The sequence below is a fragment of the Minwuia sp. genome, assembly GCF_048263705.1.
In the GTDB taxonomy this organism is placed as follows: Bacteria; Pseudomonadota; Alphaproteobacteria; order Minwuiales; family Minwuiaceae; genus Minwuia.
Window position 1 is genome coordinate 265,504 of record NZ_JBLXDV010000001.1, and the last position, 15,714, is coordinate 281,217.

Below are 15,714 nucleotides of genomic sequence, written 5' to 3' on the forward strand. Positions count from 1 at the left end.
AATCGAGAATGATCTTAACAAACCGTGAGCGTGAGGGACCAGCAATATGGCCGAACTGCGATTTCTCACTGGCGCAATCGCGTTCGGTGAAAGCCAGGTGGATTTTCTCGATAACAATCTGTTTTTGTTGGAGAACGCTGGCGAAGCTGTTCTGGAAAGCATCAGCAGTTCGCTGATTCGGATTCGCGTGCCCCAGTCCGAGGGCGCGGATGTGTTTGTCGATTTTGCGGGCAGTTTCTCCATCAGTTCCTTTGATCTGGCCGATCTGCTGCAGGACATTCGCGACGGCAACGCCAGCGGCTCCGTCGATACAGCGACGGTCACGCGAAGCGGTGAGACCATCGCCTCGGCCACATTCTCGAACACACAATGGACGCAGACGAATTCGGCAGGCACGGTCACCTTCGACGGGGCGCTCTCGAACAGCCTTTCGCTGCTTGGTGCCATCCTTACTGAAGATAGCGCCGATGACGCATTCCTGCGTTCCCGGACCCTCACGCGCATTCAGGCCGATGATGGCACAAGCGATATATTCGACCTCGACCTGACAGGCCCCGGCGAAGCGATCTCGGTCGCGGATGTCATTGACGGCGCAACCCTTGATCCCTTCGGCGGGACCGACGACACGCTTGATCTGTCTGGCCTCTCCGAGAGCGGCATTGCTTTTCGCGTCACTGACAATGATCAGGGCAACGGGCTCCAGTACGAGATCGGCGATCCGCAGAACGTTTCACCCGATGTCATCCTAAATCTGGCCGATGCCACAACCGTAGGCATCGGCTTTGTCGGCAACGGTTTGACCTTGGCTCCGGACACCGAGTTCGAGACGATCATCGGCGGCCTGGGCAACGACCGCCTGACCATCGCAACATCATCGGCAACGGACTACCGGTTGGAAGGTGGTGGCGGAAACGACAGTCTGCTGGGCGGCATTGCCGATGACACGCTGGTCGGCGGTGCGGGCGATGATGTGCTGGCCGGGGGTGTCGGCTCGGATGTGGCAGTCTTCAACGGCGCGCGTGGCGAATATGTGGTGGCGGTTACTGGGGACGGCACGTTCACCGTGGCCGATCAGGTTTTCGGTCGCGACGGTACGGACACGCTTTCCGGGATAGAGACGCTTGAATTCAATGGCGTCGCCGTGGCGCGCGACGCGGTGATCAATCTGGCGCCCGTCATCGGTCTCGGTGTGCTGGACACCTCCAATGTCGATCTGGCGAATCTGGGTGAGCGCGGCTTCACGATCCGATCCGAAGCGGTTTACGGCGGCGCTGGTATTGCGGTGAGCGCTGGCGGCGACGTCAACGGTGACGGTTTTGACGATGTGATAGTCGGCGACCGGTTCGCGTCGCCGCCCGGGGTCCCTTCCGGCGGAGCGGCGTTCGTGATCTTCGGATCAGCCAACCCCGGCGATGTGCTGCTTGACGATGTAGCGGGCGGTACCGGTGGCTTCGTCATCAACGGCACCAGCCCCAACGAATCTGTCTTTGGACAGGCGATCGGCGGCGGCGGCGACGTCAACGGCGACGGGCTCGATGACCTGATCGTCGGCTTCGAGGGGGCGGATTTCAGCGGGTTCAACACGGGCGGCGCGTTTATTGTCTTTGGCAAGGCCGACGGGACACCTGTCAATGCCGGCAGCGGTGGTTTTGCGATCAAGGGTATCTCCTCCAACGACAATGCCGGCGGCGCAGTCGCTGTTGCGGGCGATGTCAACGGCGACGGGCTGGACGATCTGATCGTCGGCGCGCGAAACGATGACCCGAACGGCAGTGCATCGGGCGCAACCTTTGTCGTGTTCGGCAAGGCAAGCGGGGCCACGGTCGATCTGGCAGATGTCGAGGCAGGTAATGGCGGCTTCGTCATCAATGGCGACAGCGCCAATGATCGGTCCGGCACGTCGGTCAGTTCGGCCGGTGATGTCAACGGCGATGGGCTGGACGACCTGATTCTCGGCGTGCCCAACGACGATCAGAATGCCGCCAATGCCGGGTCGGCGTTTGTGGTGTTCGGCAAGGCGGACGGGACGGCAGTCGAGTTGTCGTCGGTGCGCGCCGATGCAAGTGGCTTTGCCATCGACGGCGCTTCTGCAAGCGATTTTGCCGGTCGTGCGGTCAGCGGTGCAGGGGATGTGAACGGCGACGGGCTGGCGGACCTGATCGTTGGAGCGCAGAACGCTGATCCGAACGGGGGATCGTCCGGTTCGGCATATGTCGTGTTTGGCAAGGCGGACGGTACAACAGTTTCTCTCATCGATGTTGAAGCCGGTGTCGGCGGCTTCGCCATCAACGGCGTATCCGGATACGATCTGGCCGGGCGATCGGTCAGCGGTGCGGGCGATCTGAATGGCGACGGGCTGGATGATCTGATTGTCGGTGCGCCGGGCAATGGAACGAATGGTGCCGCCTTCGTTGTATTTGGCAAGTCTGATGGTGCCGCTGTCGACCTGTCCCAGGTTGCAAACGCGGTTGGCGGTTTTGTCATCACCGGGCCGTCGGGCTACAGCTATGCTGGACGTTCCGTTTCCAATGCGGGCGATATCAATGGTGACGGACTGGACGACCTGATCGTCGGTGCTCCCTATGATTCGCCGTCGGGTGCTGCCTTTGTCGTTCTTGGGCGAAAGGTTGTTGAAACGGATTTCTCGACGTTGCCGGCTCTGTCCTTGTTGTCGACCAGCATCGGCGTGATCGAGAACCTGCAGATTTTTGACCCGGATCTTGAGGGCACAGCCAATCAGGGCGAAGTCACCCTGATCTTTTCCAATGGCACAACCAATGTGATCGACGCTGCGGGTGCCGTGATTGCGGGTGACGAATCTGCTAGCGTCACCATCACCGGCACCCAGGATCAGATCAACGCGGCGCTTGAGCGGGTAGAGATCACGCCCGGTGCCGGGTTTACCGGTGACGCCACCCTGACCATCACAGTCTCCGATCTTGGCAATACCGGCCCGGGCGGTGCGCTGACCGATACCGAAGTCTTCAATATCAGTGTCTTCGACGCAGCCGTCCTGTTTTCGAACAATGCGGATGTGATCAATTTCGATGATGTGCTGGTGGCGGATTCTGCCGACGATAACAACACCTCGGACGCGCTTGGCGGCGACGACCGGGTTACCCTGCCCAGTTCGCTCGCCGACGCGGCGGAAGCAGGTTTCAACGTCAATGCGCCCTTCCTTGGGGGGCTGGGTGATGACAGCCTGACCGGTCAGGGTCTGAATGACCAGATATCGGGCGGTGTGGGCAACGATACGCTGCTCGGCAACGCTGGAAATGACACGCTGGAAGGCGGTTCGGGCAATGATGTCATCAACGGCGGAGACGGGAATGACCTGCTGATCGGCGGCGCGGGCGACGATGTTCTGAATGGCGGCACCGGCAACTTCGATCTGATCACGCCTGGCGACGGGAACGACACGGTGCTGTCGGCAGGGGCCGATACCGAAGTCATCACCGTTCATGAGATCGAAGCGGGTCGTGGCGATGACACCTTCGATTTCGCCAATCCGGGATTGCTGTTCGCGATCTTGGATTATGGCAATGAGACTGCGGCAATCACATCGGATATCGGTGCGACTTCGGGGACGATCATCAAGTCCGCCGGCGGCACCGACACCATCCTGAACAACGATCAGTTTGCCGATTTTCTGTCCGGCTTCCGTATTGTCGGCACTGCGTTCAACGACAGCCACACCCAGAACCTGAACAGCAATGACGAGTTTCTGGAGTTTCTGGGCGGTGACGGCAACGACTCAGTGTCCGGCGGGCAAACCGGTTTTCTGCGCGTCAACTATGTGTCCGATCCCGGCGGGATAACCGCCAACCTGGCGACCGGTTTGGTGATCGACGGGTTCGGCAGCACTGACACCGTCAGCAACGTCGACGAGATTCACGGCAACAATTTTAACGATTCAATACTTGGATCCGCTGCAGATGAACGGTTCATTCCGCTTGGCGGCATCGACACGATTGATGGTGCTGGCGGTATTGATCTTGTCCGTTTTGATCGCAGCGGCGTTTCAAGTGTCAACGTCGATCTGGCTGCCGGAACGGCCACGGGCACGGCATTCGGACAGTTCTTCACCCATACGCTGTCCAACATCGAGGAGGTTCGCGGTTCCAGAGACGGCTTCGACAACATCACCGGTGATGTCAACAACAACCTTCTCATCGGCCGGGGCGGCGTCGATAGCCTCAACGGTGGCGCGGGCGACGACACGCTGGCGGTCGATATCGAGACCGACAACACGGTTACCACGGATTTCTTTGTCTCCAGTTCGGGCAACGACACCTTTGATTTCGACCATGCCGGCGGCACGTTCGTGGTTCTGGAATATACTGCGGAATCGTCTGCCGTTCAGTTCAACGTGGGCAATACGACCGGTACGGTGATCAAGTCTGCCGGTGGAACCGATCAGTTGATCAACGTGGACCAGCTGGACGGAACAATTGCCGGTCTTCAGACCCGCGGCTCGGGCTTCGATGACACGATCGTTGTCGACCTGATCGACCAGAACGAGTTCGTGTCGCTGGTTGGCATGGGCGGGAACGACACGATCACGGGCGGCGGGGGCTTTGATCGTATCGCCTATTTCAACTCACCCGGCGCGGTGAACGTGAACATCGCCACGGGCATTGCCCTGGATGGCTTTGGCGGTACGGATACATTCTCGGCGATCGATGAGGTTCAGGGGTCGAACTTCTCGGACACGCTCACGGGCGGGGCGGGGGATGACCGTTTCATCGGTCGCGGCGGCGATGACACCATCGATGGCGCAGGCGGTCGTGACCTTGTGCGCTATGACCGCTCCGGCGTCGAGTCCGTCGTGGTTGATCTGGAGGCCGGAACCGCCATCGGCACCCGCCAGGGAACGGCCTTCAACCACACGCTGGTCAGTATCGAAAAGGTCCGCGGATCACGAACCGAGGACAGCACGCTGCGCGGTGCCGGAGAGATCGAGAATTTCCGTGGCGGCGCGGGTGATGACGTCATTGACGGGCGTGGTAACTTCGACGAAGTCAATTTCTTCAACGCCACGGGTTCGGTCACGGTCTCGCTCGGTTCCACGGCGACCGCCACCGGCCTTGGCATAGGCACGGATACGATTTCTAACGTCGACTTCTTCTTCGCCAGCGCCTTTGACGACACGCTGACCGCGGACGAGAATTTCGACAACGGCATTGATTTCCTGTTCGGTGATCAGCGCCTGTTCAACCGCTTCGACGGTGGCGCGGGTGACGACACGTTTGCCGGTAATGGCGCGACGCGCATCCAGTATTTCAACGCGACCGGTGGTGTTGTCGTGGACATGGCAACCGGCACGGCAACAGGTGATGCGTCGGTCGGAAATGACACTTTCGACAATGGCGTCTTTGAAATTCAGGGGTCTCAGTTCGCCGATACACTGCAGGGTTCCGATGCGACGCCATTGATCACCGGCTTTGAGAGTTTCATCGGCGGGGACGGGGCGGATCTGATCGATGGCCGCGGCGGCGAAGACAGGGTTTTCTACCAGTTCGATCAGGCCGGTGTGAACGTCGATCTGGCTGCCGGTACCGGCATCGATGCGTTCGGCAACACCGACACGCTGGTTGGCATAGAGCACATCCATTCGGGCGCGGGCGACGATACCCTGTCGGGCGATGCGGGCGACAACATCTTCGAACCTGACAATGGTGCAGACCTGATCGACGGTCGCGGCGGGACCGATACGATCCTGTACGACAATCGGGCCGGTGGTGTGTCGGTTGATCTTGCAGCGGGTACCGCGATCGACAACGACGGCGGTTTCGACACCCTGACGTCCATCGAGAACGCTTTCGGCTCCAATTTCGACGATACGCTGCTGGGCAGTGCCGGCGCGAATGAGTTGCGGGGTCTGTTTGGCGACGATTTTCTTGGCGCGGGCCCGGGCAACGACACACTGTTTGGCGGCGAGGGTAACGATACCCTGTCGTCCAGCGGCGGCGGTTCGAACACGCTGCGGGGTGGCGCTGGCGACGACAGCGGCATCGGTGCGAATGGCAGCGACACGTATGTCTACGATTCTGGTCTCGACACGCTGCAGGGCTTCTCACTCGGCGCGGGCATTGACGATGTGATCGACCTGTCGGCGCGCGACGATGTGTTCGATCTGGCGGGGCTGCTTGCGATCTCGCGGGATGCGGGCAGCAACCTGGTGATCGAGTTCAATGACGGTGTGGATGAACTGATCGTCCGCAACGTCAATGAAGCCGATCTTGCGGAAGACGATTTCCTTTTTGCCGTGCCGGAAAACCTCGTCCTCAATGGCGATGGCAACGCCAACACCCTGACAGGTGGTGCGGGCAATGACACGCTGAATGGCCTGGGCGGCGACGACGACCTGAACGGACTGGGCGGCAATGATCAACTCGATGGCGGAGATGGCGCCGATACCCTGAACGGCGGCACCGGCGATGACAGCGCCAGCGGCGGCGGCGCGAATGACAATATCGACGGCGGCTCCGGGGCGGATACGCTGGACGGCGGCACCGGAGACGATCTGCTCACCGGCAGCGGCGGCGCGGATTCCGTTCTGGGCGGCGCCGACGACGACCAGGTCTTCGGTGGCGGCGACAATGACACCGTATCCGGTGGCGCGGGTGATGATGTCGTCGGAGGTGATGACGGCGATGACAGCCTGCTGGGTGATGCCGGCAATGATACGCTGGTCGGTGGTGAAGGCGATGACACCCTGAACGGTGGCGATGGCGCGGACAGCCTGAACGGCAACAATGGCAACGACAATATTGACGGCGTCATTGGTTCTGACACGCTGGACGGCGGCGCCGGCGATGATCTGCTGACCGGCAATCAGGATGCTGACTCCGTGCTCGGCGGTGCCGGCAATGATCAGGTCTTCGGTGGCGCCGCCGACGATACGGTCGACGGCGGTACGGGCAATGACATCGTTGCAGGCGATGACGGTGACGATGTCCTGCTGGGTGGTACCGGCAATGACACGCTGGTCGGCGGTGACGGCGCGGACACATTGACCGGTGGCGCAGGCAACGACAGCGCAACAGGGGGTGCGGGCAACGACCTGATCGTGTTTGGCGCCGGCATCGATACAGTTGCCGGCTTCAGCGCAGGCGCAGGTGTCGGCGACGTCCTCGACATCTCCAGCCGGGACGAAGTGACCGATCTGGCGGGCCTTCTGGCGATCTCCCGCGATGCAGGGGCGAATCTGGTCATCGAATTCATTGACGGCGTGGATGAACTGATCGTCCGCAACGTCAACAAGGCAGACCTGAATGCGGATGACTTCATCTTCGCGGCGGTCGCGAACCAGAATCTGGTCGGTGACGAGAACGCCAATACCCTTGTCGGGGCCGGTGGCAATGACACCATTGCCGGTCTTGGCGGAGCGGACAGCCTTGTTGGTGATGCAGGCGATGACTCGATTGACGGCGGCAACGGTGCGGACACTCTGGATGGCGGCCTCGGCAACGACACGCTGCTGGGCGGCCTCGGCAGCGATCGGCTGATCGGCGGCGCTGGCGATGACAGTCTGGATGGCGGTGATGCCGCAACCGATGTGGCCGATTTCACCGCCGCGACCGTCGCAATCAACGCCGACCTTCTGGCCGGCACCGCGACCGGTCAGGGCAACGATATCCTGGTCAATATCGAGCGCCTGGAAGGCGGCACCGCAGATGACACGCTGCTGGGTGACGACGACAACAACACGATTTCAGGCGCGGCAGGATCAGATTCGATCAACGGTCGCGGCGGCGATGACGTGTTCGGCGCGAACCTCGGGACGGGCAATGACACCATCATCGGTGGCACAGGCAGTGATCGCTTCTTGCTGGTCAATCATGCCAATGCAAATGCCACCGTGACGATCTCCACGTCCGGTGCAACCACAACGATCACAGGCGGCGGCGAGAACTTCCAACTGACGGAAGTGGAGCAGATCGATTATGTCGGCGGGACTGGTGCGGATATTGTCAATGCTGCCAATAGTTCCGTTAACCTTTTTGCCAGCCTCGGTGATGGCAATGAATCAGCAACTGGCGGAAGTGGAGACGACACGCTGGTTGGTCTGGCTGGCGACGATGTGCTGGACGGCAATGAGGGCGATGACGTTTTTGTTTTCGGTGCGGGAGATGGAACGGATCTTGTCAGACAAGGCGCAGCAGGCGACGTTGACGTCATTCAGTTCGCATCCGGCGTTTCACTTTCCGACATCCGTTTGGTCAGGGGTTCGAGCGATCTGATCCTTGTCAATGACGGAACCGGGGATGCCGTCACCGTTCAGGGTTCGATTGGCACGTCAACAAATGACATTGAAGGCACCATCCGTCGGGTCGATTTCGCTGATGGTGGCCAACTCCTGTTCGACAACGGGTTGAACCTTGTTGGCACGGCGAATGCCGAGAGCATCAACGGGTCCAGTCTGGGTGACACGCTGGTTGGTCTGGCTGGCGACGATGCGCTGGACGGCAATGAGGGCGATGACGTTATTTTTGATGGCGCAGGTAACGACAATGTCGCTGGAGGGACGGGGAATGACACGATCTTTGGCGGAACCGGCAGCAACACGATAGCCGGTGGCAGCGGCACGGATGTGTTGGTGCTGGAAGGCGATGTCTTCGACTACAAGCATGATTGTGTGTTTTCGGGAGACGTCTTCTTTCGCCGTCTGAATGCTCCACTGGAGGAGTTCTTCGGTTCCAGCATCGAGATCGTCATCTTCAACGGTGTCGCCATTGATTTCGCTGACCTTCTGGCCACAGCCGTCATGGGCACGAGTGATGGTGAGACACTCCTCGGTGGCTCAACCAACGATTTCCTTGGTGCGCTTGAAGGCGATGACAGTGTCGATGCAGGAGCTGGAAACGACATCGTCAACGCCGCTGAGGGCGACGATACGGTCACCGGTGGGTTGGGCGACGACAGTCTGGACGGCGGCGACGGGGCGGATCTGGTCGATTTCTCCACAGCGGGCGCGGGTGTGGCCGTTGATCTGGCAGCCAACAGTGCGACGGGCGGTGCGGGTACTGATCTTCTCGCACGGTTCGAGAACGTGCGCGGCTCAGCCTTTGACGATACGCTGACGGGCGACGCGAATGACAACCGGTTCTTCGGTGGCGCAGGCAACGACAGTGTTAACGGCGCGGCCGGTACCGACCGTATCGATCTGACCGGCAGTGTGGGTGACTTCGATTTCAGCTTTGCAGCCGATGGTGCCATGACGGTGTCGGACACGGTTGGCGGCGAAGGTGCGGACACCATCACCAACGTTGAGACCCTGGCCTTTGATGATGCCACGCTGACGGTTGCCATTCAGACGGTGGCCGGAGACAGCTTCTTCGGCGGTAGCGGATTTGACATCATCGCGGGACTGGGCGGGATCGACGATCTGCGTGGCAACGGTGGCAACGATCTTATCGATGGTGGCGCGGGCGGGGACCTGATCCTGGGCAATGCCGGGGCGGATACGTTGCAGGGTGGTCTGCAGCGCGACACCATCTTTGGGGGAGATGACAATGACGTCGTCATTGGTGGCGCTGATGTCGACTCTCTGCGTGGTGACGGTGGCAACGATCTGCTGGACGGCGGCGACATTCTCGATTTCATTTCCGGCAATGACGGAGACGACACGCTGATCGGCGGCGATGGCAACGATCGCATGTTCGGCGGCGAGGGCGCTGACTCGCTGCAGGGCGATACCGGCAACGATCAGATGTTTGCCGACGCGGATGCCGACACGCTGTTCGGCGGCGCAGGCTCCGATCGCATGGATGGCGGAACCGGCGACGACAGCATGGATGGCGGCGATGACGGTGACGTGCTGTTCGGTCGTGCAGGCAATGACACCCTGTTGGGCGGCGGCGGGCTGGACGTGATCCTTGGCGAGGCGGGATCGGATTCGATCTCGGGCGGTGCGGGCAATGATGACCTGCGCGGCGGCACCGAGAACGATACCCTGTCCGGCGGTGCAGGCGTGGACCAGATGCAGGGCGAAGCCGGTGACGACAGCATGTCCGGCGGCGATGACACCGATATCATGCAGGGCGGTGAAGGTGCCGACGTGATGGCGGGCGATGCGGGCAATGACCGGCTGTTCGGCGATGGCGGCAATGATACGCTGACCGGCGGCACGGGTATCGACCGGCTGGATGGCGGCGATGGCAACGACAGCCTGGACGGTGGGGACGATCTTGACGATCTGCTGGGCGGGGCCGGTCTGGATACGCTGATTGGCGGCGACGGCGGTGACCGCCTGTTCGGACAGGATGGCGATGACCAGCTGTTCGGCGGCCTTGGCGCGGACCGTCTTGATGTCGGTGCGGGCAACAATCTGGCCGAGGGCGCGGCCGGCAATGACACGCTGATCGGCAGGACGGGCAATGATACGCTGGATGGCGGTGGCGACAACGACATCATGTTCGGTATCGAAGGTGCCGACAGCATGTCCGGCGGCGCTGGCCTTGATGTCATGCTGGGGGGCATCGGCGACGATACCGTCGACGGCGGCGCGGGTGATGACCAGATATTCGGGCAGGATGGCGCAGACAGTGTTTCCGGTGGCGACGGCAATGACCGCGCTGACGGCGGTGAAGGTGACGACGCGGTCACGGGCGGGGCCGGCAACGACACGGTCATCGGTCGCGGTGGTGCGGATACGCTGACCGGTGATGCCGGCGATGACGTGATTTTCGCCGGAGCCGGCAACGACAGCGCGAGCGGTGGTGACGACAACGACCGCATGGTTGGCGAGAACGGCGACGACACGCTGCTTGGCGGTACCGGCAATGACACGATCGAGGGCCGGAATGACAATGACAGCCTGTCCGGTGAAGCGGGGGCCGACCTCCTGCTGGGGCAGAGCGGGACAGATCAACTGGACGGCGGTGCCGGCGCCGACATTCTTTCCGGCGGTGCCGGTGATGACACGCTGACAGGTGGGGCGGATATCGACCGGTTCCAGTTTTCATCGGCTGACGGGGCAGGCAGCAATGACACGATCACCGACTTCGTTGTGAGTACCGATCTGTTTCAGGTGTTTGGCCTGACAATCACCTCGGTGGCTGACGCGGATGCGGATGGTGACACAAATGTCGACGATACCCTGGTGACCTTCTCCAACGGAGCCACGGTCGGTCTGATCGGTGTGACAGGTCTGCAGGAGAGCGACCTGTTCTAGCAACGCCGGACGACGCCGTGTTCCGCATGCAACGGGTTGAGGGCTCCGTCCCGGTCAGGGGGGACTTGTGTCCGGCGGCCGCGCGTAGTCAAATGGCCTCACGCGGTACGGGGAGCAACCGCCTCGTTTTTTCCGGGACGTCAGGGTTCGGGCTGTTTTATGGCGGCCCGTGACAGGTCGTTCCCGACCGGATCTCAAAAGGGGAGAAGTGCAGCAATGCCTGACTCAGCAAGCAGTTCGTATGCGAACGACGATCTCAACAATCTGACGATGTCCGAAGAGGCGCGGCCTCTGTTCGACCACGTGAAGAAATTCATCGCCGATGTGGTCGATCCGATGTCCGAGGAATTCCACAAGCTGGGCGAAGGCCGCCCTGACATCTGGCAGTATGCGCCGGGTCAGCTCGAGGTGCTGGAGGAAGCCAAGAACGAGGCCAAGAAACAGGGCCTGTGGAACTTCTTCCTGCCGGATGCCGAAACCGGCGAGGGCCTGAAGAACCTCGACTACGCCTACATCGCTGCGGAACTCGGCAAGAACTCGCTGGCCTCGCAGACCATGAACTGCTCGGCCCCCGATACCGGCAACATGGAAGTGCTGGAACGTGTCGGCACGCGCGCGCAGAAGGACAAGTGGCTGAAGCCGCTGCTGGAAGGCAAGATCCGGTCAGCCTATGTCATGACCGAACCGCACCGCGCATCCTCGGACGCCAAGAACATCGGCATGGAAGCCAAGCTGGACGGGGACGAATATGTCCTGAACGGCGAGAAGTATTACGCGTCGGGCGCCGGCGACCCGCGCTGCAAGATCATGATCGTCATGGTCAAGACCGACCCCGATGCGGCACCGCACAAGCAGCAGTCGCAGATCCTGGTGCCCATCGACACCCCGGGCGTGGACGTGCTGGGCCCGATGCATGTGTTCGGCGACCCCGATGCACCGCACGGTCACATGCACATCCGCTTCACGGACGTGCGCGTGCCCAAGGAAAACATCCTGCTGGGCGAGGGGCGCGGCTTCGAGATTTCGCAGGTCCGTCTCGGACCGGGCCGTATTCACCATTGCATGCGCTCCATCGGTGCTGCCGAAAAGGCGCTGGACCTGATGATCAACCGCGGCATCAACCGCGAAGCCTTCGGCAAGCCGATCATCCAGCTTGGCAAGAACATCGAGACGGTGTCGCGTGCGCGGATCGAGATCGAGGCCTGCCGCATGATGGTCCTGAAGGCCGCCAAGGCCATGGACGTGCTGGGCAACAAGGAAGCTCGTGTCTGGGTCTCGATGGTCAAGGCCATGGTGCCCGAGAAAGTCTGCAAGATCATCGACGAGGCTATCCAGATTCACGGCGCGACGGGTGTCTCGCAGTGGACCCCGCTGGCCGAGATGTACGCCAAGCAGCGCACGCTGCGTCTGGCCGACGGTCCCGATGAGGTGCATCACTTCGTGGTTGGCCGTTACGAGGTCCAGAAGCACGGCGGCATGCTCTAGGAGCGCCACCGACCATCCGGACGGATGACCAATTCCGGCGCGTGAGAGGCTCTCCGCTTCTCCGCGCCGGTCTTGTTTTGCGAGAACGCCGATGACACGCGATGAAGCGCTGGCCCAGCTCACGGGGCCGGGACAGGAACACGAACTGGTGTACGGGTCGGTCTTCGGGCGGCCCTGCCGCGTGTTCAAAAACGCACCGGCCACCCTGCGCGATCTGTATGCCGACAATCGCAGTGACCTGCCGTTTCTGGTCTACGGGGACGCGCGTCTGAGTTTCGAGCAGGCCTGGCAGGCGGCAATGACGCTGGCGCACCGTCTGGTCGATGATTTCGGTGTTCGGCCCGGCGATCGGGTCGCGATATCGATGCGCAACTACCCCGAATGGATCATCGCGTTCAAGGCGGTGACCTCGATTGGTGCCATTGCGGTCGCGATGAACGCCCATTGGCAATCGGACGAGATGGCCTTCGCTCTGAATGACTGCCGACCCTCGGTACTGGTGGCCGACCGCGAGCGCCTTGAACGCCTGGCAGGCTGCGAGACGGTGCCCGATGGCCTGCGGGTCATCGCCGTCCGGGCGGACGATATTCCGGCAAGCGCGGTACGCTGGGATGATCTGATGGCCGGACCCGTGGCGACCGGGATGCCCGACGTTCCGATGCAGCCCGATGACGATGCGATCATGCTGTATACGTCAGGATCGACTGGCTATCCGAAGGGTGCCGTATCCTGTCATCGCAATGTGATCACGGCCCTGATGAGCTGGGAACTGGATGCGCAGGCGGGGGTGCTGACCGGTGCGCTCGCCGCCCCCGATCCGGATGCGCCGCAGGGTGCGGCCCTGCTGGGGGTGCCGCTGTTCCACGCCACCGGCAGCCACGCGAACTATCTCTCGTGCTATCGCGCGCAGCGGCGTCTGATCTGCATGTACCGCTGGGACGTGGTCGAGGCGGCGCGGCTGATTGAGCAGGAGCGGGCCACGATGTTCATCGGACCGTCGGCAATGACGGGCGATCTGGTGAATCACGCCAGGGCGACAGGCAAGGATCTGTCGTCGCTGACCACGGTTGGTGGCGGGGGCGCGGCCCGCGCGCCCGAACAGGTGCGCGGCATCCGGGAAGCCTTCGCGAATGCGCAGCCCAACACCGGTTGGGGTATGACCGAGACGAACGCCATCGGCTGCGGCGTGACCGGCCCGGCCTACCTTCAGAAGCCCGCAAGTTCTGGCCGGTGTTCCGCGGTGCTGGACATGCGCATCGTGGGTGACGATGGCTCTGTCCTTCCGACCGGTGAGCGCGGCGAACTGCAGGTGCGCGGTACATCGATCTTTCGCGGCTACTGGAACCGGCCCGATGCCAACGCCGCGACCTTCGACGGCGACTGGCTGAAGACCGGCGATGTCGCTTGGATCGATGACGAGGGCTTCGTTTTCATCGTCGATCGCATCAAGGACATGGTGATCCGCGGCGGCGAGAACATCGGCTGCGGTGCGGTCGAGGCGGCGCTGCTGGAACACGACGATATTGTCGAGGCGGCTGTCTATGCCGTGCCCGACGCTCGACTGGTCGAGGAAGTCGGCGCGACGCTCTATGTCCGCGCGTCGCTGGAGCCGGAACAGGTCAGGGACTTCCTGTCGTCGCGGCTGGCGCAGTTCCAGATCCCGCGTTACATGCAGTTCCGGACCGAGCCATTGCCGCGTACCGCGTCCGGCAAGATCCTGAAGCGGGAACTGCGCGACGAGGCGGTCCGACAGTTGGGTCTGTGATCGGCGAACCGGGGTGCGGTCAGATCGGTTTGCCGTCGCTGGTTTCCCAGTTCTGCATCAGCCCGTTGGACGGCAGGCTTTCGTCGATCAGCTTCTTTGCGGTCTCCGCGCCTGCGACCGGCAGGCCGGCCGGGTCCAGCTTTCCGATCTGCACCAGCACCGACGCCTGATCCCAGTAGATGTGCTCGTGATACAGCTTCTCGCCACGGAAGTTGACGATGGCGACCAGCGGCACCTCGACGTACTTGCCGGTCGGTTCGACGCCGGGCAGCATCCAGTCGATCTCGCATGTATGGGTGAAGCAGAAGATCATCTCGTCCACCAGCCGATCCGCGCCAATGGTGCGCGAGACGGGGATCAGCTTCGTGTCCTCGGGGTTCGAATTGACGAAGTGATACTTGTAGAAGCGTTTCAGATGGTCATGACCGACGCCGCCGGTCATGGTCGGGATGTGGTTCACATACGGTTCGGCGACCATCGTCGCCATGGTGGCATCCACGTCGCGGGTCGCGAATTCGTAATAGCAGTGCATGTCCCAGAGGTGTTCCAGGTCGTAGATCGGTCCGAGCACCTGCCGGAAAGCCGACAGCGTCCGGGAATAGGCCATCATGGTGGCGGGCTTGTCGAAGCTCGGGCGGCCCGGCGTCGCAAAGGCGTGGTCGAGGCCTTCGTAGAGATAGGTGTTGATGTGCGGCACGGTCTCGGTCGCGGCCATGATCTTCTCGCGGGCCTCTGCCGGGCAGAACCCGTCCTCGCCCGCGAAATGCAGCATCATGGGTACCGAGATGTTGTCCATCTCATCGAGATGATCTTCGACACCGACCGCATAATAGCCGACCGACACGTCGATGTTCGTGCGCGCTGCCGTCAGCCACGCCAGCAATCCGCCGAGGCAATAGCCGACCGCGCCGACCTTGCCCACAACGCCGTCCAGACCCTTCACGGTGTCGATGGTCGACTGGATGTCCTTGATGGCCTGATCGACGTCGAACTTCTGATAGAAGGCGAACGCCTTCTCGAAATCCGCCTCGTCATAGCCCAGCTCGACACCCGGCTCCATGCGCCAGAACAGGTCGGGCACAATGGTGACATAGCCTTCCTCGGCATAGCGTTCGGCCATGGACTTCATGTAGTCGTTGATGCCGAAGATCTCCTGCAGCAGGACCAGCGCCGGGCCCGAACCTTTCTCGGGCTTGCAGACGTACGCCCGGAACGTACCGCCGTCGGCGGCGGTCACATCGACATAGGTGCCACTGTTGTTCGCTGTCATCTGACTGTCTCCCTG

Annotated in this window: 4 protein-coding genes; 3 read left to right on the forward strand and 1 reads right to left on the reverse strand. The window is 61.8% G+C overall.

All coding sequences use genetic code 11. From position 1 onward, the window contains the following. Positions 1–46: 46 nt before the first annotated feature. From ACN0X7_RS01175 to ACN0X7_RS01185, 3 genes are all read left to right on the forward strand, one after another. Positions 47–11,179, forward strand: coding sequence for a beta strand repeat-containing protein (locus tag ACN0X7_RS01175; RefSeq protein ID WP_417513235.1), 11,133 nt, complete (start codon positions 47–49; stop codon positions 11,177–11,179). Between the two features lie 216 nt (positions 11,180–11,395). After that, positions 11,396–12,664, forward strand: a complete 1,269-nt coding sequence (locus ACN0X7_RS01180) for an acyl-CoA dehydrogenase family protein (RefSeq protein WP_417513237.1) — start codon at positions 11,396–11,398, stop codon at positions 12,662–12,664. 91 nt (positions 12,665–12,755) lie between these two features. Beyond that, positions 12,756–14,429: a class I adenylate-forming enzyme family protein gene (locus ACN0X7_RS01185; protein ID WP_417513239.1), complete on the forward strand. Its 1,674-nt coding sequence runs from the start codon at positions 12,756–12,758 to the stop codon at positions 14,427–14,429. Between the two features lie 19 nt (positions 14,430–14,448). Here the strand turns inward: ACN0X7_RS01185 and ACN0X7_RS01190 are convergent, their stop codons facing one another. Beyond that, on the reverse strand, positions 14,449–15,699 hold the full coding sequence (locus ACN0X7_RS01190; RefSeq protein ID WP_417513241.1) for a dienelactone hydrolase family protein: 1,251 nt from the start codon (positions 15,697–15,699) through the stop codon (positions 14,449–14,451). Between the last annotated feature and the right edge of the window lie 15 nt (positions 15,700–15,714).

Bases quoted from the DNA above. Each gene is read 5' to 3' on its own strand.
- ACN0X7_RS01175 (WP_417513235.1), top strand. From the start codon at position 47: ATGGCCGAACTGCGATTTCTCACTGGCGCAATCGCGTTCGGTGAAAGC.
- ACN0X7_RS01180 (WP_417513237.1), top strand. From the start codon at position 11,396: ATGCCTGACTCAGCAAGCAGTTCGTATGCGAACGACGATCTCAACAAT.
- ACN0X7_RS01185 (WP_417513239.1), top strand. From the start codon at position 12,756: ATGACACGCGATGAAGCGCTGGCCCAGCTCACGGGGCCGGGACAGGAA.
- ACN0X7_RS01190 (WP_417513241.1), bottom strand. From the start codon at position 15,699: ATGACAGCGAACAACAGTGGCACCTATGTCGATGTGACCGCCGCCGAC.